At 39.2% G+C, this 23,782-nt stretch carries 21 protein-coding genes; 16 read left to right on the plus strand and 5 right to left on the minus strand.

Features of this window, described 5'->3' with window-relative positions:
• Positions 1 to 224: 224 nt before the first annotated feature.
• Positions 225 to 2,432 carry an anaerobic ribonucleoside triphosphate reductase gene (locus AC1WHX_RS02145; RefSeq protein WP_278583798.1) on the plus strand — a complete coding sequence of 736 codons (2,208 nt, stop codon included), beginning with the start codon at positions 225 to 227 and terminating at the stop codon, positions 2,430 to 2,432.
• Positions 2,425 to 2,937 (plus strand): anaerobic ribonucleoside-triphosphate reductase activating protein, encoded by a 513-nt coding sequence (gene nrdG / locus AC1WHX_RS02150; protein WP_022600052.1) that lies wholly within the window; start codon positions 2,425 to 2,427, stop codon positions 2,935 to 2,937. Before AC1WHX_RS02145 ends, nrdG begins: the two co-directional genes overlap by 8 nt.
• Positions 2,938 to 2,955: 18 nt before the next feature.
• Here the strand turns inward: nrdG and AC1WHX_RS02155 are convergent, their stop codons facing one another.
• The 3 genes from AC1WHX_RS02155 to AC1WHX_RS02165 form a co-directional block, all read right to left on the minus strand.
• Positions 2,956 to 4,623 carry a DUF4419 domain-containing protein gene (locus AC1WHX_RS02155; protein WP_481228831.1) on the minus strand — a complete coding sequence of 556 codons (1,668 nt, stop codon included), beginning with the start codon at positions 4,621 to 4,623 and terminating at the stop codon, positions 2,956 to 2,958.
• A 147-nt stretch (positions 4,624 to 4,770) separates the two neighbouring features.
• A complete protein-coding gene (gene rbr, locus AC1WHX_RS02160; protein ID WP_122337000.1) occupies positions 4,771 to 5,346 on the minus strand; it encodes a rubrerythrin in 576 nt (191 codons plus the stop codon).
• Positions 5,347 to 5,497: 151 nt separating this feature from the next.
• On the minus strand, positions 5,498 to 6,781 hold the full coding sequence (locus AC1WHX_RS02165) for a DUF2851 family protein (RefSeq protein ID WP_418236507.1): 1,284 nt from the start codon (positions 6,779 to 6,781) through the stop codon (positions 5,498 to 5,500).
• A 164-nt stretch (positions 6,782 to 6,945) separates the two neighbouring features.
• Between AC1WHX_RS02165 and dapB the strand changes: the two genes are divergently transcribed.
• The 11 genes from dapB (at position 6,946) to folK (ending at position 16,825) form a co-directional block, all read left to right on the plus strand.
• Positions 6,946 to 7,659: a 4-hydroxy-tetrahydrodipicolinate reductase gene (gene dapB, locus AC1WHX_RS02170; protein WP_481228832.1), complete on the plus strand. Its 714-nt coding sequence runs from the start codon at positions 6,946 to 6,948 to the stop codon at positions 7,657 to 7,659.
• 24 nt (positions 7,660 to 7,683) lie between these two features.
• Positions 7,684 to 9,147 (plus strand): signal peptidase I, encoded by a 1,464-nt coding sequence (gene lepB, locus AC1WHX_RS02175; RefSeq protein ID WP_022391229.1) that lies wholly within the window; start codon positions 7,684 to 7,686, stop codon positions 9,145 to 9,147.
• Positions 9,148 to 9,153: 6 nt separating this feature from the next.
• Entirely contained in the window at positions 9,154 to 10,155 is a 1,002-nt protein-coding gene (gene lepB, locus AC1WHX_RS02180; protein ID WP_022391230.1) for a signal peptidase I, read from the plus strand.
• Positions 10,156 to 10,157: 2 nt separating this feature from the next.
• Positions 10,158 to 10,787, plus strand: a complete 630-nt coding sequence (locus AC1WHX_RS02185) for a WbqC family protein (protein ID WP_009318344.1) — start codon at positions 10,158 to 10,160, stop codon at positions 10,785 to 10,787.
• Between the two features lie 188 nt (positions 10,788 to 10,975).
• A complete protein-coding gene (locus AC1WHX_RS02190) occupies positions 10,976 to 12,166 on the plus strand; it encodes an MFS transporter (RefSeq protein ID WP_481228833.1) in 1,191 nt (396 codons plus the stop codon).
• A gap of 297 nt (positions 12,167 to 12,463) precedes the next feature.
• The gene (locus AC1WHX_RS02195; protein WP_009318342.1) at positions 12,464 to 13,345 is read left to right on the plus strand and encodes a cell division protein FtsX; all 882 of its coding nucleotides are present in this window, start codon (positions 12,464 to 12,466) and stop codon (positions 13,343 to 13,345) included.
• Positions 13,346 to 13,366: 21 nt separating this feature from the next.
• A complete protein-coding gene (locus tag AC1WHX_RS02200; protein ID WP_009318341.1) occupies positions 13,367 to 13,588 on the plus strand; it encodes a DUF3098 domain-containing protein in 222 nt (73 codons plus the stop codon).
• A 19-nt stretch (positions 13,589 to 13,607) separates the two neighbouring features.
• Positions 13,608 to 14,501: an undecaprenyl-diphosphate phosphatase gene (locus AC1WHX_RS02205; protein ID WP_122337005.1), complete on the plus strand. Its 894-nt coding sequence runs from the start codon at positions 13,608 to 13,610 to the stop codon at positions 14,499 to 14,501.
• A complete protein-coding gene (gene truB, locus AC1WHX_RS02210) occupies positions 14,501 to 15,220 on the plus strand; it encodes a tRNA pseudouridine(55) synthase TruB (RefSeq protein WP_122303720.1) in 720 nt (239 codons plus the stop codon). Before AC1WHX_RS02205 ends, truB begins: the two co-directional genes overlap by 1 nt.
• A 71-nt stretch (positions 15,221 to 15,291) precedes the next feature.
• A complete protein-coding gene (queA, locus tag AC1WHX_RS02215) occupies positions 15,292 to 16,341 on the plus strand; it encodes a tRNA preQ1(34) S-adenosylmethionine ribosyltransferase-isomerase QueA (protein ID WP_022391235.1) in 1,050 nt (349 codons plus the stop codon).
• 10 nt (positions 16,342 to 16,351) lie between these two features.
• Positions 16,352 to 16,825 (plus strand): 2-amino-4-hydroxy-6-hydroxymethyldihydropteridine diphosphokinase, encoded by a 474-nt coding sequence (gene folK, locus AC1WHX_RS02220; RefSeq protein WP_009318337.1) that lies wholly within the window; start codon positions 16,352 to 16,354, stop codon positions 16,823 to 16,825.
• A 47-nt stretch (positions 16,826 to 16,872) separates the two neighbouring features.
• On the opposite strand, the gene miaB is transcribed toward folK, so the two are convergent.
• Positions 16,873 to 18,249, minus strand: coding sequence for a tRNA (N6-isopentenyl adenosine(37)-C2)-methylthiotransferase MiaB (gene miaB, locus AC1WHX_RS02225; protein ID WP_022600034.1), 1,377 nt, complete (start codon positions 18,247 to 18,249; stop codon positions 16,873 to 16,875).
• 380 nt (positions 18,250 to 18,629) lie between these two features.
• Here miaB and AC1WHX_RS02230 point away from each other — a divergent pair, with 380 nt between their 5' ends.
• Positions 18,630 to 19,067: a hypothetical protein gene (locus AC1WHX_RS02230; RefSeq protein WP_122303721.1), complete on the plus strand. Its 438-nt coding sequence runs from the start codon at positions 18,630 to 18,632 to the stop codon at positions 19,065 to 19,067.
• Positions 19,068 to 19,109: 42 nt separating this feature from the next.
• Positions 19,110 to 20,603, plus strand: coding sequence for a butyryl-CoA:acetate CoA transferase (locus AC1WHX_RS02235; protein ID WP_022600030.1), 1,494 nt, complete (start codon positions 19,110 to 19,112; stop codon positions 20,601 to 20,603).
• A 79-nt stretch (positions 20,604 to 20,682) separates the two neighbouring features.
• Here the strand turns inward: AC1WHX_RS02235 and nagB are convergent, their stop codons facing one another.
• Complete coding sequence (nagB, locus tag AC1WHX_RS02240; RefSeq protein ID WP_122337007.1) at positions 20,683 to 21,492, minus strand: glucosamine-6-phosphate deaminase; 810 nt, start codon at positions 21,490 to 21,492, stop codon at positions 20,683 to 20,685.
• A 209-nt stretch (positions 21,493 to 21,701) separates the two neighbouring features.
• Here nagB and AC1WHX_RS02245 point away from each other — a divergent pair, with 209 nt between their 5' ends.
• The gene (locus AC1WHX_RS02245) at positions 21,702 to 23,684 is read left to right on the plus strand and encodes a glucosamine-6-phosphate deaminase (RefSeq protein WP_009318330.1); all 1,983 of its coding nucleotides are present in this window, start codon (positions 21,702 to 21,704) and stop codon (positions 23,682 to 23,684) included.
• Positions 23,685 to 23,782 lie beyond the last annotated feature (98 nt).

Genomic DNA, 23,782 nt, shown 5'->3' on the forward strand with positions numbered 1-23,782 from the left:
ATATGCAATTTTCAATTTTGAATAATTTTATATTGATATTATTTTTAGAAGTTTCTAATTTTAAAAATTAAAAAGTTGATAATTAGTTATATATAAATTTTATTGATATAAAAAGTTTTCAAAAATAGAAATTGTATTGTTATATAAGAAATAAATTTTTACCTTTACATCGGTATTCAGAGATAATAAAAACGATATAAAAATAAATTTTAGTCTCAAAAAAAATGATACAGACAGTAGTAAAACGCGATGGACGTATCGTGGGTTTCAATGAAGAAAAAATTATTGCAGCTATTCGTAAGGCGATGTTGCATACCGATAAGGGTGAGGATATGAGTTTGATTCGTCAGATCACCGATCGTATCGTATGTCGGGGAAGCGAGCAAATGAGTGTGGAAGCAATACAGGATTGTGTCGAAGTGGAACTGATGAAAAGTAGCCGTAAAGATGTAGCCCAGCGTTATATTGCTTATCGTAATCAAAGGAGTATTGCCCGCAAAGCGAAAACCCGCGATATTTTTCTTGAAATTATAGAGACTAAATCAAACGATATAACTCGCGAAAATGCCAATATGAATGCTGATACTCCGGCAGGTATGATGATGAAATTCGCAAGTGAGACTACAAAACCTTTTGTAGATGACTATTTATTGAGTGAAAGAGTCAAAACGGCAGTAAGAGATTCATATATCCATATACATGACAAAGATTATTATCCTACTAAAAGCCTCACGTGCGTACAACATCCGTTAGATAAGATTTTGAAAAACGGATTTTTTGCAGGACATGGGGAGTCCAGGCCGGCAAAACGAATAGAGACGGCAAGTATTTTGGGGTGTATTTCTTTGGAAACGGCTCAAAACGAGATGCATGGCGGACAGGCGATTCCGGCTTTCGATTTCTATTTAGCTCCGTTCGTAAGAAACAGTTTTATCGAAGAAATAAAAGTAATTTCCGATATGAACGGTGTTGATTATTCTCATCTTTATCAAGTGGATTTGGATGACTATATTACCCGTTCTCTTGATGGTCTTACAGGGGATGCACGTGTCGTGCAGCATGCAGTCAACCGCACGGTAAGTCGGGTGCATCAATCTATGGAAGCTTTTATTCATAACATGAATACGATTCATTCTCGGGGAGGCAATCAGGTGGTGTTCAGCTCTATTAATTACGGAACCGATACTTCGGCCGAAGGGCGTTGCATCATTCGTGAATTGCTGGGATCTACGTATGAAGGTGTAGGTAACGGGGCTACAGCTATTTTTCCCATACAGATATGGAAGAAAAAACGTGGAGTAAGTTACTTGCCGGAAGACAGGAATTATGACCTTTATAAATTGGCATGTAAGGTAAGTGCCCGTCGTTTTTTCCCTAATTTCTTGAATCTGGATGCAACTTTCAATAATCATGAAGAATGGTGTATCGATGATCCGGAGCGTTATAAATATGAAGTGGCGACAATGGGATGTCGTACCCGCGTTTTTGAAAATCGTTTCGGAGAAAAAACATCGATAGGACGCGGAAATATTTCTTTTACGACAATCAATATCGTTCGGTTGGCGATAGAATGTATGAATATTCGAGACAAAAGCGAACGGATTGCTCGTTTTTTTGCTAAGCTGGATGAAGTGCTCGAGATTACCGCACTGCAACTTCACGAGCGGTTCGAGTTTCAGAAGACGGCCTATGCCAAACAGTTTCCTTTGTTGATGTCCGCTTTGTGGAATGGATGTGAGAAGTTGAAGCCGAATGATACGATAGCATCGGTTATTAATCAAGGAACTTTGGGTATAGGTTTTATCGGATTGGCGGAATGTCTGGTTGCTCTTGTCGGTAAACATCACGGAGAAGATGCTTCTGCTCAAGAATTGGGATTGCGTATTATTACCTATATGCGTGATCAGGTAAACCGTTTTTGTGATCAATATCAGCATAATTACAGCGTATTGGCTACACCGGCTGAAGGATTGTCCGGAAAATTTACGGCAAAAGACCGTCAGACATTCGGTGTTATTCCGGGAGTTACAGACCGGGATTATTATACCAACTCGAATCATGTTCCGGTGTATTATAAATGCAGTGCAAGACATAAGGCCGAAATAGAAGCTCCTTACCATGACTTGACTCGTGGCGGACATATATTTTATGTCGAAATAGACGGGGATGCTACACATAATCCTGAGGCAATCATGGCTGTTGTCGATATGATGGATAAATATAATATCGGTTACGGATCGGTAAACCATAATCGTAACCGCTGTATGCAATGCGGCTATGAAGATGCTTCTGCCGGACTCGATACCTGTCCTCATTGCGGTAGCAAAGAGATAGACCGGCTTCAGCGGATTACGGGTTATCTGGTGGGAACGACAGACCGTTGGAATCATGCAAAGTTGTCTGAACTTAATGATCGTGTCGTTCATGATTGATTATATATATATATTGGATATTGTCGAAGATACGACTGTCGACGGACCGGGGTTGCGTACCTCGGTCTATTCGGCCGGTTGTCCGCATCGTTGTCCGGGTTGTCATAATCCTCAGTCATGGGATATTTGTAACGGAAAAAAAATGTCGTTGAATGAAATTCTTTCCGTAATAAAAAGCAATGATTTCGACAATGTGACTTTTAGCGGCGGTGACCCGTTCTTTCAGCCGGAAGCTTTTACCGAATTAGCACGTCGTATAAAAGAAGAAACCTCTAAAAATATATGGTGCTATACCGGATATTTATATGAGGAGATCGTTGCTTCTGCCCGTTTATCCCTCCTATTGCCATATATAGATGTATTGGTTGACGGTAGATTCGTAGAAACGCAGAAAGATACCTCCTTATTTTTTCGGGGAAGTCGCAACCAGCGACTTATCGATGTGCCTGTTTCATTGCGGCAAGATCGTGCAGTAGAGTTCGTGTATGATCCCGTTTCTGTTTAAGCTTGTTTAGGAGATTGTCTAAAATACGATCTCCAATTCACTATTGGCTTTTACTTTCAATTTCAGTTCTTCTTCTGAAAAATCGAAATAATCGAGGACTTTATCGGGATGGGCGAGAGCGGGCATCCATGATTCAGGTAAAATCGTCAACTCCCTTTCGAAAAAGTCGATGAGTTTCTTATTCTCCGTATTGCGGCCTTTCAGTTTTATTTGAGCTACCGAACCGTCACAAGTTATGACGAAACGCAATGTATCTCCGGAAAGATCGATATTATTCAGTTGTTGGTATTTCTCTTTATTTTGGTTCAATTCATTGCGTATAAATAAAAGACTTGCTTGCTGCGATTTGAATTTTTTAATATCATATATAGCCGAATCGGTGTATTCATTGCATATTCTGGGAGACCATAATTGCGGGTCGTTGTGATGTTTAGGGGATAGAGATAATACGTCGGATACATCCATTTTTACTTTTGAAGTATCTTTTTTGCATACGAGCCAGGAAATAAACGGTTCGAGTGTTTTATCTTGTGACTGTTTCACCCCGAAAAATCCGGAATAAGCTTCCATTTTTTTAGTTGTTCGGTTAAAATAATTTATCCATTTGATGTCTATTTGCGATAAACCGGAGGGAAAACTTTCAGTTCCTAATGTAGATAATTTGTAATCGTTTCCATGTAAATAGGGATTCAGGCGATATACCAACTCGTATTTACCCTTTCCTTCGGAAGTATATCCTAAAAAATCCTCTCCCGTTGTCGGTAAATATGGAAAAAACTTGATAATCCAACCCGATATATAGAATGCTCCGTATTCTGCGGCATCTTTATATATGGAATCCCAGAATGAAACATTGATTTTGTCATCGAAAACATTGATAAACTCTTTTATTATAGGTCTAAGTTCCTTTCCCCACCATGTTAATCCGAGTTTATCCAAATCCGACAGATGATCGAATATCCATATCCAGTCTTCTTTGTTTCCCGTAATCGTTATTTGCGGAATGCCGCATCCGGTTTCTCCTACATAAGAGAATTTCTTTTTGTAACTTTCCAGAAGGGTTATTTGGTAAACGGTTGTCTGAACTGGGGTTGTGGTCGAAAAGTTCGGAACAAAGAAATCATAAAGGTCGTTACGGGTATGATTTTTTGTTTCATTGCAAAAATCCTTTATCAATGTTCCCCAATATCTTGCATTGTTTTCGAGGCTGTCGTTTCGAATGATAAGTTCTTCTTTCTTTTCATCTGTAAAGATGATATTTTTAAGAGAATCATAATGTTGGTTTATGTGTATCGATGTCGCCTGACAGATTAATGTCCAGATATGATCCGGACTCAGTTTCAGCGGCCTGTGTTCGTCATAGCAATATTGTAAAGTTTCTATAAATCCATTGTCTCGGGTATATATGAGGCGTTCATTTTTATGTTCATCCGGTAAAAAAGATATTTTTTTCTCTATTTTCAACTCCATCATATCTTTTACCGGATATGTCTTTAGTAAAGAGTCTGCCGGTTTTACGGAAGAAACATTAAAAGTTACTCCATTAACGGTGGTATCGATCGTATTCTGTATTTTGATAATTTGGGCAGAGTCGGAGGGTTCGGTGCTTTTGGACTGAGAACCGGACTTACCATTACATGCAAAGAGTATAACCGTTAGAAAATATAATATCGAATAGTTTTTCATGTATAGAGATTGTATTATGGATTCTTAATTTTACAAAAATAAGAAAAATAAATTATTATGCAATAAGAGTGATGATAATATGTTTATAGTCAAAAAAATACGGCTGTCCGAAATTTCAGACAACCGTAGAGCTCCGTAAATACACCATTAATAATTATCTCGTTTAGGTTCGAAAAAATCTTTCGGATGCAGACATGCCGGACATTTTTCGGGAGGAGTTTTTCCTTCGTGAACGAAGCCGCAGTTCCGGCATTGCCATTTAATGGGCTCTTCGCGTTTGAATACCATTCTATCTTCTACCCGAGCAAGCAGTTTGCGATAACGCCATTCATGGAACTCTTCCACTTTGGCGATCATCTTAAACGCTGTGGCAATATCTTTAAATCCTTCATCGGCAGCTATTCCTGAGAAATCGGCATATAGAGAAGACCATTCGAGCTTTTCCCCTTCTGCTGCTTCCAGTAAGTTTTGAGCTGTATTGCCGACAGGTCCGGTAGGATAGTCGGCAGTAATCATTACCATACCACCTTCAAGATAATCGAAAAAACGTTTTGCATGAGCCTTTTCTTGATCTGCAGTTTCAAGAAAAATTCCGGAAATCTGTTCATAACCTTCTTTCTTAGCTACCTCTGCAAAAATAGAATAGCGATTTCTTGCCTGAGATTCACCGGCGAAAGCTTTCAATAAATTTTGTTCTGTGATCGTACCTTTAATTGTTTTCATACAAAAATAATTTATGCTGTTTGAGAATGAGCTGTCTTTGAAGAAATTCCGGTTTGGGGTGTTTCTTAGAAATAACATATTAAAACAAGAAAAGGTTTACGAAAATTTGAACGACTTCTTAAATAGTCTCTGAAATGAGATTTATTCTATTTTATTTACAATTTATCGGGCTTGATAATAATCTGTGTCCTATCCGGCAATACAGACATTTTTTAGGCACGCAATAGGCTGTATGTAGCTGTATCAGAGCTTGACTGTCGAGTGCATTATCGGTTTTGATTCCCGCTTGAGAAAAATATCGGATTATTCTGTTTTGTTCGGCTTTTATATTTTCCAACAGATTCATAGCCCGTTCGTTATAAACCTCATTCCCTGTTTTTACTCCATAAGCATATAATAGCGGGGCTACCGTATTGATCAGCAAAATATCTACGGCACTTTTCCCTAAAGCTTTAGGCCGTTGTGGTGACGGTTGTCCGAAAGAGTAATGAGTATCCCAATACCCGTTTAGGTAGAGATCGAACAGTCGTCGGAAAGATTTCTCATCTTTAGTTTCACGAATTTGGGTAAATAGAGAAAATCCTTGATGAATAAGTTGTGCCAATAAAGCGATTCGCTGATGAGGAAAATTTGCCGGACGCAATCGGGCGAATTTCCAACATTCCGGATTTAGAGGAGAAAGTCCGAATTTATTTTTGAGAAATGCATATTCGTTTACCATTCTTTGGTAATAAGCATCATTCGGGAAATGTTCCGGATCGAGTAATCCGGCTTGCCCGAAAAGAAAAGCTTCGATTTGGAACAGAGAGTCGGCATGTTTTTGCATGAACAGTAAGGGCAAGCTGCGGGCAAGCCTTTCGAAAGCATCGCTATTGGTTCCGAAACCCAAACTTCGAGATAAAGTAATGTAGCATACTTCTTCCCAATTTCCTCTATAAGATTCTAACCAGTTGCATATCCGTCGGGCTTTTTCTTGAAGGCGTTCCATCGCTAAAGACGTTATCCAGTCGGTTAAAAAAAGAGGCGGTAGTTCATGCAAACGGTCTCCGCAGGGAAGAAAGGAGTTTTGATGGATTAATAATTCATAATTGTCTTTAATTATGTCCGGATACCGTATTATAAGTTGGGGGATAATTTCTCCGGTAGAACGAACAATTTCTGCATCGTTGTTTTCTATAACATGTAATATTACCGAATCGTAAGATTTATCGTGGTTATGGTTATGAAGTTTCCAGTCGGAGGCGTTTTTATGTATTTCGACATTTCCTGCCCATAACTTTTCTCCTATACGAATTTTGGCATTGAAAAAGTCCGGACCGGAGTCTGAGTTTCGGTGTCCCGGATCGATAATTTCTATCTTTTCGCCTTTTGTCGTAAGTAAGTTCCGGTTATCGAAAAGGCGATGTTCCCAAACGTAATATAATAACTTTTCCATTGAATCATAATTTTGATGCTCAAAAGATTATCCGAATGTTATGAATTGTCGGAAAAAATCTTTGAGTTCGAAATTTCAGATTGAATTTATTATATTTGCAAATTAAAGAATATCCGGTAAAAACCGGATGATTTGTGAGATGTTTTAAAACAGAAATAGAACAGATGAAAATAGCGTTAATAGGTTACGGAAAGATGGGGCATGCGATTGAACAAATAGCCTTTCAGCGAGGACATGAGATCGTTTCTGTCATTGATGTGAATAATCAAGAAGATTTTACGTCTGATGCGTTCAAAAGTGCCGACGTAGCCATAGAGTTTTCTATGCCGGCCGTGGCGATGGATAATTATCGCAGGGCTTTTGCTGCCGGAGTTCCGGTCGTTTCGGGTACGACTGGTTGGCTTGAACATCTGCCTGAAATAAAAGAAGCTTGTAAAGCCGGACAAACATTTTTTTATGCTTCGAATTTTAGTTTAGGAGTAAATATCTTTTTCGCACTCAATAAATATCTGGCAAAAATTATGAATGATTTTCCGGCTTATGATGTGAGAATGGTAGAAACACATCACGTTCATAAGTTGGATGCTCCCAGCGGTACGGCGATTACGTTGGCGGAAGGTCTGATCGATAATATAGAACGAAAAAATAAATGGGTTGAAGGGAAAGAACCTGCAGAAGATGAGATCGGAATCTGTTCGGTAAGAGAAGGTGAAGTTCCGGGAATACATACGGTTATTTACGAATCGGATGTAGATACGATCAGCATAACTCATGACGCCAAAAGTCGTATGGGATTTGCTTTAGGTGCAGTGATTGCCGCAGAGTTTACTTGTGGGAAAAAGGGCTTTTTGACAATGCAGGACATGCTTAAATTTTAAGAACAACATTAATATACGATTATAATGGAAGAAGAAAAAACAACTATATCCCCGGAAAAGGAAAAATCAATAAAAGGGCGTTTTTCCGGTGTACGCAAAAGCCGGTGGATACGTTTTTCGATAGCATGTATCATCTATATAGCTTTTGCGATATGGCTCGATAATTATTATATTTTGCCGGGGCTGTTGGTTTTGCTCGATATATATATTACCCGATTTATACCTTGGACATTTTGGAAGAAGTCGAAAAATAAGGCTACTCGTAAAACGATGGAGTGGGTCGATGCCATTTTGTATGCTTTGGTTGCTGTTTATCTGATCAATACTTTCTTTTTTCAAAATTATAAGATCCCGTCTTCTTCTCTCGAAAAGACCCTATTGGTCGGTGATTATTTGTTTGTCAGTAAGTTAAGTTTCGGACCTCGTGTCCCGAACACTCCTTTATCTTTTCCGCTGGCGCAGCATACAATGCCGGTTATCAACACAAAGTCCTATATAGAGTGGCCGCAATGGCCTTATCATCGTCTGAAAGGTTTGGGACAGGTAGAACGCAACGACATCGTCGTGTTTAATTTTCCGGCAGGCGATACGGTGGCATTAAAGGTTCAGAATCCCGATTATTATACACTTTGTTATAATGAAGGTTGGGAAACAGTAAACAATAATAAGGCGGTTTTCGGTGATATCGTTTATCGTCCGGTAGATCGTCGAGAAAATTATGTGAAACGCTGTATAGGAATGCCCGGAGATAATTTTGAAATTCGTAATAATCAAGTGTATATCGATGGAAAGCCGTTGAAAAATCCTAAAGAAATGCAGCTTAATTATTATGTAATGACCAGTAGTCCGGATATTCGGTTGGGAGAATCTAACTTCAGAGAATTGAATGTCAGTGAAGACGATCGTTTCCTCGTTAGTGGAGATCGTGGTTATGATAATGTTCTTGAATATTTGGGTTTTCCGAGAAATGCCGATATGGGATTCAATCCGGTTTATCGTCTTCCTCTTACTCAAGAAGCTTTAAATAAGCTGAAAAGCTATAAATTTATAACAAAAATAGTTCCCGAACCGGGAGATTTCGGTGGAGATACGTATCCTTTAGGATATTATAAGAAATGGACCCGTGCCGATTACGGGCCGGTTTGGATTCCCGAACGGGGTGCTGTATTGAAACTTACGCAAGACAATTTGCCTATTTATGAACGGGTGATTCGTAATTATGAGGGAAATGATTTGCAGGTAAAAGAAGATGGCAAGATCTATATAAATGGGAAAGAGACCGATATGTATCAATTTAAGATGAATTATTACATGATGCTCGGCGATAACCGGGATAATTCGGCGGACAGTCGTAGCTGGGGATTTGTCCCTGAAGATCATATAGTCGGCAAACCATTGTTTGTGTGGCTGTCTATTGATAAAGATAGAGGCTGGTTTGACGGACGCATTCGTTTTGATCGTTTCTTCAAATGCGTGACAAAGGATTGATGATTCATGAAGGAGAGGGGCGTACAGGAAGGGAAAATTCCATGGAAGCTGATTGTCGGAATTATATTGTCGGTGTGGCTTTTGCGGACTTTTTGTGCCGAATCGTTTCGTATCCCTGCCAATCAAATGGAAAATACTTTGTTAGAAGGCGATCATCTTTGGGTTTGGAAAAGCAGTTACGGTGTACGTGTGCCTCAAACCCCAGTTTCATTACCGTTTTGTTATGATACGATTCCCGGTACGAAAATCCGGTCATATATCTCTTTGGGAATCCCGGAAATGTATTTTTTCAGAAAGTTCCCTAATCGTAATGATATTGTCGTTTTTAATATTCCTTCTTTAGAAAAGAATATTCCGGTAGATCGAAAAAAAATTGCGGTTGCACGTTGTATCGGATTTCCCGGGGATACGGTAAGTTTTCAAAATGGGGTTTTACGTATTAATGGTAACTTCGTTTCTCAGCCTTCCCGTGCAATTGCTGCTTATTTCTGCGCCGATTCGGTAAAGTCGGTGATAGATTCCTTGTTTTTAAAGTTGAATATCACTCCTGTTTCAACGAAAATCGAGAAAAAAAGTCTCTATTTTTTGTCTCGTTATGACTATTTTAGAGTCAAGAACCTATTGGCTTCTCCTGATCTTTTACAAGAAGTTAATCTTGATCGCAATAATTTTCGGGTCGTACTTCCTTTGTTTGGGGAAGCTACATCGGTGAATGCCGAAAACGCTTCATTTATTGCCCGGTTGATGAGTGCGTATGAAGGAAGAGATGTAGAGGTGCGTGACGGAAGAATCTATGATGGTGAAACCGAAATAGTTTCATATCGTTTTGCTCAGCCTTACTATTGGGTATTGGCAGATAATCGTGAAATGGGAACAGATTCGCGAAGCTTCGGTGCTCTTCCTCATTCTCATTTGGTGGGTAAAGGTAGCCGAGTCTGGCTTTCTTTCGATTCGGGAAAGCCTTTTTATAAAGCTTTTCGTATCGACCGTATTTTTAAAGTTCTTTGATTATGACTTCAGCTTGTCTTTCTACAGCTTATTTAGCTCCGGTTTCTTATTATAAAACATTGTGTAACCGAGATCATATAATTGTGGAGAAATGCTGTAATTATGTAAAGCAAACTTATCGTAACCGATGTAATATAATTAGTGCAAACGGGTTGATTCCTCTTTCTGTTCCAGTGATCAAGCCCGATACGGCGAAGTGTCTTACTCGGGATATTCGCATTTCCGACCATGATAATTGGCAACACATGCATTGGAATGCTATTGTTTCGGCATACGGTTCTTCTCCTTTTTTTGAGTATTATCAAGATGATATTATTCCATTTTTTGAAAAAAAATTATCCGGGACATTCCTATTCGACTTGAACGAGTCTTTGCGGGAAACAATATGCAGATTGTTAGAAATAACGCCCAATGTTGTTTATAGCGGTGAATATGTTGATTATACAGGAAGCGAAACAGATGATTTCAGAGATGTGATACATCCTAAAAAAGAGATTGATAAAAGATTTCATCTGCAACCGTATTATCAGGTCTTTTCATCGAAGTTGGGTTTTATACCCGATGCCAGCATTCTCGATTTGCTGTTTAATATGGGACCTGAGTCTCAACTTGTGCTTTATGATCGGATATAATTGTCGAAACAAAATGCAAAGAAGACCTTGACCGAATTTCTTTATCGGAGAATTTAAACAGTCAAAGAGACGGCTGAATATTTTTGTTTGAAAACTATTACCTTTGCATCGAAAAATTCATGAATTTTTCCGTTGAGATGACTTTTGACACAAGATGCGGAAAATTATTGTGCTAAATCGAAAGTGTTATGATGAAGGATAAGTTGTGGACTCGAAGTTTTTTAGCGGTTGCCGGGGGTAATTTTCTTCTGTTTTTTGCTTTTTATCTGTTGTTGCCTGTGCTGCCTATGTATTTGATGGAACAATTCGGGTCGAATAAGACGACTGTGGGAGTTATACTTTCCTCCTATACGATAACAGCTCTTTTTGTCCGTCCTTTTGCAGGATACATGGTCGATACATTTCCCCGGAAGCCGTTACAGTTAATTTGTTATGGGGTGTTTACTCTATTTTTCGGCGGATATTTACTTGCCGGGACACTGCTTCTTTTTGCCGTAATAAGGGCGATGCACGGCCTGGCATTCGGTATGGTGACTGTTTCGAACAGTACTGTGGCGATCGATGTCATGCCGTCTTCACGCCGAGGGGAAGGAATAGGATATTATGGAGTAAGCAGTAATTTGGCAATGGCAATGGGACCTACCGTATCATTATATATATTGGATGCATTCCGCAATTATGATTCGATATTTTTATTATCCTTGTTTTCCTGTATATTGGGTTTCTTTTTGGTTACTACCATAAAAATGCCGTTGAAACAGCGTTCCGTTGAGATACAGCCGGAAAAAGAACATGTCTCTCTCGACCGTTTTTTATTGGTAAAAGGGGTATCCGGAGCGATCTCTCTTTGCCTTCTCTCGTTCAGTTACGGAGTCCTTTCTACTTATCTGGCTATATATGGGAAAGAGGAGGTAGGAATAGACTCGGGAACAGGATTATATTTTATGCTTATGGCTTTCGGTCTTATATTTTCTCGGCTTACTACCGGAAAATATTTGAATAAAGGATTGATCGTCAATATGATAACGGTTGGGATTGTATTCCTTGTTATCGGTTATTCTGTTTTTATCTTTCTGAAATCTCCTGTGGGATATTATTTTTCTGCTGCTGTTTTAGGAATGGGATACGGTTTGATTTGTCCTTCATTTCAGAATCTTTTTATCAATTTAGCTACTCATAGTCAAAGAGGTACTGCAAATTCTACATTTTTTACCGCATGGGACTTGGGGTTAGGCCTAGGAGTCTTGATCGGGGGAAGCATTGCCGATATGTCGGATTATACCGCAGCTTATACGTTTGCATTGGTATTGGTGGTGTTAGGATTCTTTTTCTTCCGCCATATCGCAGGCCCTTATTTTGAGAAAAATAAGTTGAGATAATATTTTGTTAAAAAAAACGAATTAAAATGCCGTAATTCGTTTATTATTTGTTATTTTGCCTCAAATTTCGGGTAAAAGTGTACTTGCGTTATTTTAGTTATAATTGAAGTATTGCGGGAGTCTGAGAATAAGAGAGATAGAAAATAAAACAAAATATATCATCAAGCGGTAAAGTCATATCGGTTATCCGGTTTCTGAATTTTTTTAAGACTATCGATGTTTCTGTATCACTCTATTTTTTAGATTTCTTTCCTGAGCTTTTCAATGCTGTATTTTTGAATTATTACGAATAAAGTAATGAGCGAATCGAAATCCGGACGACATATTACGTTCTTTAATGCGCGCCTGACTTCTACTATCAGTATTTCCTTGGTACTTTTTATCTTGGGAATTGTTGTTCTTATGGGTATATTGGCAACGCGTCTTTCGATGTATGTAAAAGAAAACATGGGATTTTCCATTGTTTTGAAAGAGAATGTGAAGGAGTCGCAGGTGAAAAAGTTACAAAAAAAACTTGATATAGCTCCTTATGTAAGAGCGACTCAATATATATCGAAAGAAGATGCTTTAAAAGAGTTGGAGGTCGAATTAGGGGAAAACCCGAAAGATTTATTGGGCTTTAATCCGTTGCAAGCCTCTATCGAAGTAAAACTTCGTTCGGATTATGCTCATCCTGATAGTCTGGTGTGGATCGAGAAAGGATTAAGAAAAGGAACTGTTGCGATCGATGATATAGTTTATCAAAAAGATCTGATACAACTGGTAAATGACAACATTCGTCGTATAAGTTTTATGCTTTTGGGATTAGCTGTCGTACTGATGCTCATATCGTTCGCCTTGATCAGTAATACAATACGTCTCGGCGCTTATTCTAAGCGTTTTATTATTCATACTATGAAGTTGGTAGGAGCGACTCCTGCATTTATTCGCAAACCTTTCATCATATCCAATATTATAAACGGAATTATAGGTGCGTTTATAGCAATGGCTTTACTCTCCGGATGTGTCTATTATCTGCTGACCGAATTTGATAATCTGTACACATTGATCGATATCAGCTCCCTTTTTTGGGTGTTTGTGATTGTCCTTTTATTGGGAGTTGTACTTACTGCGATTTCTGCGTGGTTTGCTGTAAATCGTTATATCCGGATGGATCGGGATAATTTATATTATGTTTAGAACCATAGAAAATAAATATAGATGGATACAAAAGATTTTGCATTAGGAAAACAGAACTTGATTTTGATCGGTATCGCTTTTGCTGTGATTATTTTAGGGTTTGCTTTGATGGCAGGTCCCGGATCTACACCGGAACATTATAATCCGGATATTTTCAGTTTCAGACGTATCGTATTAGCTCCCGGTATTGCGTTTGCCGGATTTGTGTTTATGATTTATGCAATCATGAAAAAATCGAAATAAAACGCAGTACGATAAGTATATGGAAGAATTAAGTTGGTTTCAGACCATTATTATAGCGATTGTAGAAGGATTGACCGAGTTTCTTCCGGTTTCTTCTACCGGTCACATGATCATTACCCAGAATATGTTGGGTGTCCCGAGTAGTGACTTCGTAAAAGCATTTACCGTGATTATACAGTTTGGGGCGATCTTGTCGGTAGTCGTGTTGTATTGGAAACGGTTCTTTAAGTTGAATCCTTGTAAAATATTCGATTCTGAGGCCGTTTCCGGAAAAACCGGATCTGCCCGATGGGTGGAATACGGCAGACGGTTTTTATATAAATACGATTTTTACTGGAAGCTGTTAGTTGCTTTTATACCTGCTGCGTTTTTCGGATTATTGTTCAGTGACAAAATAGACGAGATGCTCGAAAGCGTTACGGTTGTCGCCGTTATGTTGGTTATCGGTGGTGTTGTAATGTTGTTTGTTGATAAGTGGTTTAACAAAACGACACCCGATCAGACAATGACGCTGAAAAGAGCATTCAATGTGGGGCTGTTTCAGTGTATTGCTATGATTCCGGGAGTATCTCGTTCGATGGCGACGATTGTCGGAGGTATGGCTCAGAAAATGACTCGTAAAAATGCGGCCGAATTTTCTTTCTTTCTGGCCGTTCCTACCATGTTTGCAGCTACGGCATATAAATTGTTGAAACTATTGACTTCTGAAAATGGAATGCAGGTATTGCAAGATAATTTATTGACTTTGATTGTAGGTAATGTGGTAGCGTTTATCGTGGCTTTACTGGCGATTAAATTTTTTATCAGTTTTGTAACGAAATACGGATTTAAAGCGTTCGGATATTACCGTATTATTGTAGGAGGTATCATCATTGTGCTGATGTTGTTAGGGTATAATTTGGAAATAAGCTGATGAATTTTTTAGAAGGAGAAGTTCTCTATTTCGATAAGCCTTTGTATTGGACCTCTTTTAAGTTGGTTAAGATTGTGCGTACGCGCATATCGCGGAAGTTGAAAATAAAAAAGATAAAAGTCGGGCACGCCGGAACTCTTGATCCGTTGGCTTCAGGAGTAATGATAATTTGCACCGGGAAAGCGACGAAGTTGATAGAGAGTTTTCAGTACCAGACAAAAGAGTATGTCGCAACTTTACAGTTAGGAGCAACAACACCCTCTTTTGATCGGGAGACAGAAATAGATGGGGTTTATCCGACGGAACATATAACCCGTGAAGGAGTAGAAACGGTTTTAAGGCAGTTTGTCGGTTCTATTCAACAAGTTCCTCCGGTTTATTCCGCATGTAAGATCGACGGACGGAGAGCCTATGATTTTGCACGTAAAGGTGAAGATGTCGAACTGAAAGCGAAAGAGCTTGTTATAGATGAGATAGAGTTGCTCGAGTATCAGTCTGATATAATAAAAATCAGAGTGGTTTGCAGTAAGGGAACTTATATACGGGCTTTAGCACGGGATATCGGACAGGCGTTGGGTAGTGGGGCTCATTTGATCGGTTTGGTTCGTACCCGGGTAGGAGATGTCTGTTTGGAAGATTGTTTGCAAGTCGACCAGATCGATGAATTGGTCGAAAAGGCTGTTGTTACAGAAGTTGATAATAAAGAAGAAATAAAGTAGAATATTCCGGCATGAAGTGATGTCCTCTTAAAATAGGACAGTGCTTTTTCGGAGATAAAATTGATATACAAATGAAATTATCGCAATTCAAATTTAAGCTTACCGAGGAGCAAATAGCTAAATACCCGGCAAAAAACAGAGACGAATCGCGTTTGATGGTTGTGCACCGTAATACCGGTGAAATAGAACATCGTATATTCAAGGATATACTTGAATATTTTGACGATAAAGATGTTTTTGTTTTTAACGATACAAAAGTCTTTCCGGCAAGATTATATGGGAATAAAGAAAAGACAGGTGCGAAGATCGAAGTATTTTTGTTGCGTGAATTGAATGAGGAAAATCGTTTGTGGGATGTATTGGTTGATCCGGCACGAAAAATCCGCATCGGGAATAAGCTATATTTCGGTGAAGACGATTCTATGGTTGCCGAGGTCATAGATAATACGACATCGAGGGGACGTACTTTGCGTTTCTTGTTTGACGGTACTCATGAAGAATTTAAGGAAGCTCTTTATAAGTTGGGAGAAACCCCGCTTCCCCGCTACATAAATCGTCCTGCCGAACCGGATGATGTAGATCGTTACCAGAATATTTTTGCAAAAAACGAAGGCGCTGTTGTCGCTCCGGCTGCCGGACTGCATTTTAGCCGAGAGCTGTTGAAACGAATGGAGATAAAAGGAATAGAGAGCGGATTCCTTACACTTCATTCCGGCTTGGGAAATTTCCGTGAAATAGATGTAGAAGATCTTACCAAGCATAAAATGGATTCGGAGCAAATGTTGGTAACGCCAGAGTTGGTTGCTTTTGTAAATAAGGCAAAAGACGAAAATCGGCAAGTTTGTGCTGTGGGAACGTCCGTGATGAGAGCTATCGAAAGTACGGTAAGTACCGATGGTCACATGAAGCCTTATAGCGGTTGGACTAACAAGTTCATTTTCCCGCCTTATGATTTTACAGTAGCAACCAGTTTGGTCAGCAATTTCCACATGCCGCTTTCTACTATGTTGATGATGGTAGCTGCATTCGGAGGGTATGATCTCGTACTTGATGCGTATGACAAGGCATTGAAAGAAGGTTACCGGTTCGGTGCCTATGGGGATGCTATGTTGATCATTTAAACTATAAGGAATGAATATTGTTTATATCGCTTTGGGGTCTAATCTGGGAGACCGGAAATATTATTTGACTCGTGCGGTAGATGAAATAGAAAAGCGGATAGGGGAAATTATTTCTCTATCCGCTTTTTATGAAACCGAACCTTGGGGTTTTATTTCCCGATATCCCTTTTTGAATGCAGTCTTAAGAGTCGATACCGAGCATGATGCTATTTCTGTATTGGATTTGACACAGTCCATAGAAAAAGATCTGGGTCGTAAGGTAAAAAGTCATGGATCATATCAGGATCGCTGTATCGATATAGATCTCTTATTTTTTAATACTGAGATATTAAAAAACGACCGATTAGAACTGCCGCATCCTCTTTTACAAGAACGGCGCTTTGTCCTTGAGCCTCTTGTAGAGATTGCTCCGGATTTGTATCATCCGATCTTACATAAGACAATAAAAGATATATGGCAGGAATTTTTGTCTGTCTCAAAATAAACAGAGACCATCTCTATTTTATTTTGAGATGGCCTCTGTTTTATAGATTAATTTATCGCTTCTCCCAATAGTGTTGCCGATGAAGCATCCGTGATTTTTACCTGCACGAAATCTCCGATATGGTAGTTTTGTTTCGGGAATACGACAACTTTATTTTGTCCGGTGCGTCCGAACAAGTCTTCTCTCGAACGTTTGGAATATCCTTCGACCAAAACTTCGAAAGTTTTGCCTATATCCCGTTTATTGCTCTCTGCAGACAGCTTATTTTGTAGATCGATCATTTGTTCCAATCGTTTTATTTTGATCTCTTCTGCAATATTGTCCGGCAGATGTTTAGAGGCGTATGTTCCGGGACGTTCCGAGTATTTAAACATGAAAGAAGCGTCGAATCCTACAGTTTGCATTAAGGATAAGGTTTCTGCAAAATCTTCATCCGTCTCGGAATGAAATCCGCTGAACATATCTGTCGTAATCCCGCAATCGGGAATTATCCGGCGAATAGCGGCGATTCGGTCGAGATACCATTCCCGGGTATATTTACGATTCATCAATTTTAAAATGCGGTTGCTTCCTGATTGTACAGGTAAATGTATATGGTGGCAGATATTCGGGTTTGCAGCAATCGTGTATAAAATATCATCGCTCATATCTTTGGGATGTGAGGTCGTGAATCTTATGCGTATTCCAGAGCCAGCTTCTTTTGCAACTAAGGCGAGTAATGCCGGAAAATCTATTTTTTCACCGTTGGGACGGCTGAATATATACGAATTGACATTTTGCCCTAATAAAGTTACTTCTTTGAATCCTCTGTCTTTTAGGTCATTCAATTCTTTAAGTATGCTTTCGGGTTCTCTGCTGCGTTCGCGTCCACGAGTGTAAGGAACGATGCAATAAGAGCAGAAATTGTTGCACCCTCGCATGATAGAGATAAATCCCGAAATGCGGTTTCCTCCGATTCGTTTAGGAATTATATTTTTATAAGTTTCTGTTGTCGATAGATCTACATTAATTGCTTTTTCCCCTTGTTCTACAGCTCCGATCAAGTTAGGGAGGTCAAGATAAGCATCTGGGCCTACAACTAAATCGACATGATGTTTCTCCAATAATTCTTCCTTTACCCGTTCTGCCATGCAACCGAGTATTCCGATTACCAGATTCTTTTTCTTTTTGCGTAAAGAGTTGAAGTATTGGAGACGAGATAAAACTTTCTGTTCGGCATTATCTCGAATAGAGCAGGTATTAACCAGGATAGCATCGGCGTCTTCGATAGAGTCGCATAGTGCATATCCGTCCATTTGCATAATAGAAGCTACAACCTCGCTGTCGGCTACGTTCATTTGACAACCATAGGTCTCGATAAAGAGTTTTTTTTCTGCTGTCTGCTCGGTCGCAGATTTAAAGTCTGCTTCGGAGTTTTCTTTCATTTGGATATATTTTTATAGTTAGAAATGGTATTATGTATTTTTTTTAGATAAAAACCTAACAAAAAATAATATATAATGCTTGCTTTTAAAAATTTATTTATACTTTTGCATCTAACAATATATGAAATTTTTTCATAGTTAAGGTTTAGGTTAAATCTGTTAAGGGCAGTTGTGAAATTGCCCTTAATTCTTTATATACCATCGGTTTAATTTCTTATAGAGTATTTTTAACCTGCCTTTATTTATGAATTTGTTTCATATCGACTTTACATAACCGCTTTTCAGATCATTATATCTGGCCGATCTGATATAAATTTTGAAAGTCATCTGTTGTTTATCAGCTTTATTTTGTACATTTGGGAACAAAAATACGAAAAGCTATGGAGAATTTGTGGATTTACGTTCTTCTTATTTTTATATTTATCGTCAGAGCGATTACTAAGAGTGCGCAGAAACAGATTGATGCCCATAAAAAAATAGATCAGGATGAGACATATATTCCGGCAGAAGAGGGCGAACATCCGGTAAATCGTCCTTTAACTTGGGAAGATCTGTTCCCTTCGGAACCTAAACAGCAAGTACCTGTACGGCCTGTTGTTGTAAAGGCTGAAAAAGAAGAGAAGAAGATAAAGCTTACAAATATAGAATCGCCTTCTCAACCGGAAGTTACGAAAAAGGTTTCCGAAATCGTAAAAAAGGGAACTGTTATTCCGGATGAAGTTTATGATATTCCGAATTATTCGGATCTGTTACCTTATGGTTCGGATGAGCTTCGTAAAGCGATAATTGCTTCTGAAATTTTGGCAAGAAAGTTCTGAAAATTAAAAACACAATTGGTTCATATAAAATCTAACGCAAATATGTCATTTAAAGTTATTTCGGCAGAAGAAGCCGCCTCATATATTCATCACGACGATAATGTGGGCTTTGGCGGTTTCACAGCTGCGGGAACACCTAAAGTCGTACCCGCGGCAATAGCAAAGAAAGCACAAGAAGAACACGATGCCGGGCGTCCTTTCGCAATCGGCGTTTTTACCGGAGCTTCAACGAATGATTCTCTTGATGGGGCTTTATCCAGAGCCAAAGCAATAAAGACCCGTACACCTTATCAATCGCATAAAGACAGCCGCAATGTGATAAACAGCCGGGAGATGTCTTATTACGATATGCATCTTTCACATCTGGCTCAAAACTTGAGATATGGTTTTTTAGGAAAAATAAACGTTGCGGTTATTGAAGCTACAGATGTTTCTGAAGATGGCAAAATCATATTGGGTACAGGTGTAGGGATAGCACCTACGGTATGTCAGTTAGCCGATAAAATTATTATAGAACTTAATAGCCATAATCCGAAAGAGTTAGCCGGATTTCATGATATTTATCAACCTGCCGATCCTCCATACCGGCGTGAGATACCGGTGTATAAACCCAGTGACCGTATCGGTAAACCGTATATACAAGTCGATCCGAAAAAGATTGTGGGAATCGTGGAAACAAATCTTCCGGACGGTGTGAAGGAGTTTGCTCCGGCAGACGAGGTGACGACCCGTATTGGAGATAATGTTTGTAACTTTTTAGTTTCTCAGTTGAAAGCGGGCTTGATTCCTAAAGAGTTTTTACCGTTGCAGTCGGGTGTAGGGAACATTGCAAATGCCGTATTAGGCGGATTGGGAAATAGCCCGGATGTTCCGGCTTTTGAAATGTACACCGAAGTGATACAGGATGCCGTTATCGGATTGATGAAAACAGGTAAGTGTAAGTTTGCCAGCGGATGTTCATTAACTGTCAGTCCGGCTGTTTTAGACGAAATATATAAGGATATAGACTTTTTCAGAGATAAGATCGTATTGCGTCCGGGGGAAATCTCCAATAGTCCTGAAGTTGTAAGACGACTTGGTTTGATAACAATAAACACAGCTCTTGAAGCTGATATTTTCGGGAATATAAACAGTACGCATGTCACCGGAAATAAGATGATGAACGGTATCGGAGGTTCTGCAGACTTTACCCGCAACGCCTATTTATCGATCTTTACATGTCCTTCTGTTGCTAAAGGCGGAAAGATCAGTGCTATCGTACCGATGGTGTCTCATCTCGATCATAGCGAACATTCGGTAAGTGTTTTGGTGACCGAACAAGGCGTCGCCGATTTACGGGGAAAATCTCCGATCGAAAAAGCGAAGCTGATTATTGAGAATTGTGCTCATCCTATGTATAAACAATTGTTGTGGGATTATCTCAAACTTGAAAGGGGGGGACATACTCCGCATAATTTGAAAGCATGTTTTGCTTTTCATCAAGAATTCAATAAATCGGGGGATATGGCTTTGACTAACTTTGATGATTATAAATGAATCTGATGATTAAATAATAAAAGAGAAGCGATCGATATATTATCGATCGCTTCTCTTTTATTATTTAGTTTATTTTAATTTAGAGCAAAGAGTCCGGGTCTAAATTATTCTTTTCTATATCGAGAAAGTATTTATATGTTCCGACTTTCAATTCGTCAGTAGCTGCATCATCACAAACAATAATGCTTTTAGGATGCATTTGCAGAGCACTGATTGTCCACATTTGACTGATACCACCTTCGACACCATGGCGCAATGCACGAGCTTTGTTGTGTCCGTTGACGATAATCAAGACACTTTTAGCGTCCATTACCGTACCGACACCTACTGTCAAAGCGGTTTTCGGAACTAAGTTTACATCATTATTGAAAAACCTTGAGTTTGCGATGATCGTGTCATGAGTCAAAGTCTTGACACGAGTACGCGATGTAAGAGCAGATCCCGGCTCGTTGAATGCTATATGCCCGTCAGGACCGATACCTCCTAAGAAAAGGTCTATACCTCCTAACGATTTTATTTTCTCTTCGTATCGGGCACATTCTTCTTCAGGATTTTCGGCATTTCCGTTCAATATATTGACATTTTCCGGTTTAATATCGATATGGTTGAAGAAATTATTCCACATAAAAGAGTGGTAACTTTCGGGATGATCTTTCGGGAGACCGATATATTCGTCCATATTGAAAGTTATCACATTTTTGAATGATACGACTCCTTTTTTGTTCAAATCGATTAAATTCCGATACATTCCCAAAGGAGAAGATCCGGTCGGCAGACCTAAGATAAAGGGTTTTTCTTCTGTCGGATTAAACTCATTGATTCGGGCGGCAACGTAATTGGCTGCCCAACGCGATACGTTTTCGTAGTTCGGTTGAATAATTAGTCTCATAGTATATTTATTTTTGTTGATATGTCCTTTTCTGCATGTTTTATTCAAACTTTGTTTCAAAAGTACGTAAATTTAACTATTAAAAACGATACAATAAGGTAAAATCGTATCAAATTATTGTTTTTGGCACAACCTTTATAAAAATGAATGTACTTTTTGTGGGTAATAATATATATCTTTGTTATTCTAAATTTAATAAACCCCATACTATGAAAGCAAATTTAAGCTCTCAAATCAAATTAGACAGAACGCCGAAACGTTACTATCGGCCGGATAATGCGTTCGAACTTACCGCTCTTACGCGTTTTGAAAAAGTATTTACTGAAATTTATGAAAGCTCCGAAGAGGGAGCATTGCAAGTAGCTCGTGAAGTTGCCGATTTAATGCGTACCCGTGAGAAAGAGGGACGTTTTTGTGTTTTAGCATTAGGATCAGGTGCCGGAACTCATGGTGTATATCGCGAATTGGTGCGTATGCATCAAAATGAAGGTTTAAGCTTCTCTAATACTATTATATTCAATGTCAGCGAGTTTTTTCCATTAGAGGCAGATGCTCCCGGAACATCGAAGTTATTGCATGAAGTATTGATCGATTTGATAGATATCGATCCTCAAAATGTATATACTCCGGATGGGACTATTGCTAAGGAGTCGATTTTCGATTTTTGTAAAGATTATGAAAAGAAAATCGAAAAATTAGGCGGACTTGATCTTACATTAGTGGAGTTCGGACCTTCCGGAAATCTGGCATTTAACGAACCGGGTTCTCAAATCAATTCTTCTACCCGTCTGATGTTGTTAGGTAGCGAATCTCGCCACAATTTTGCAAAATTATTCCACTCCAATGAGGCAGTTCCTCATAGTGCTATTACGATGGGTATTTCGACTCTTTTGGGTGCGAAAAAAGTGATTGTCGTAGGTTGGGGCGAGACAATAAGTCCCTATGTGAGACAAGCGATCGAAGCTCCTGCATCCGATACCGTTCCGGCAAGTTTTCTGCAATCCCATAAAGAGTCTAAATTCGTTTTAGATCTTTCTTCAGCAGAACACCTGACACGTTTAAGTACTCCTTGGTTGGTTACTTCTTGCGAATGGGACGATAAATTGATTCGTCGGGCTATCGTATGGCTTTGCCGTATTACGGGCAAACCTATTTTGAAATTAACGAATAAAGACTATAATGATAACGGTTTGAGCGAATTGTTGGCGCTTTTCGGTTCGGCATATAATGTAAATATCAAGATATTTAATGATTTGCAGCATACTATTACCGGGTGGCCGGGTGGAAAACCGAATGCCGATGATACTTTCCGACCTGAACGGGCGAAACCTTATCCTAAGAAAGTTATTGTATTCAGCCCGCATCCTGATGACGATGTGATCTCTATGGGAGGTACATTAAAACGTCTGGTAGATCAACATCATGATGTACATGTTGCTTATGAAACATCGGGAAATATCGCAGTCGGAGACGAAGATATGATGCGTTATGTAATGCTTATGGGGGGAATCGCAAAAGATTTTTGCTTCGATACTCCGGAATTTATGGCTAAACATGCGGAAATAACCAAATTTGTAAAAGAGAAAAAGGACGGGGACATAGATACACCTGATATTCGCCATCTGAAAACGTTGATTCGTCAGGGAGAAGCGCGTACTGCATGTAATTATATTGGTGTGAAACCGGAAAATGTTCATTTCCTGAATTTGCCGTTTTATGAAACGGGAACAATTAAAAAAGGAGATTTGACCGAGGTAGATAGAGATATTGTCAAAGATCTTCTTGAGAAAATTAAGCCGGATCAGATTTTTGTTGCCGGAGACTTGGCCGACCCTCATGGTACTCATCGTGTTTGTTTGGATGCGGTTCTTGCGGCTATTGACGATATCAAGGATGAGGAATGGATGAAGAATTGCCGTATATGGATGTATCGCGGTGCATGGGCAGAATGGGAAATCGACCACATAGAGATGGCTGTACCTATCAGTCCGGAAGAATTACGCCAAAAACGAAATTCTATCTTGAAACATCAGTCGCAAATGGAAAGTGCACCGTTCCTTGGTGATGACGAACGTCTTTTCTGGCAACGGGCAGAAGACCGGAATAAGGCAACGGCAGACTTATATACCAGTCTTGGTTTGGCTTCGTACGAAGCGATAGAGGCTTTTGTAGAATATCATCCGTTGCGATAATATTATAAGAGTAGTAGAAAGAAAGCGGGCTGTCTCCGAATAAAAAATGTACTGCACCCCAAAAGTTAGACACAAAACTTTTGGGGTGTTTTTTATGA

The organism is Coprobacter sp. (genome assembly GCF_982436375.1).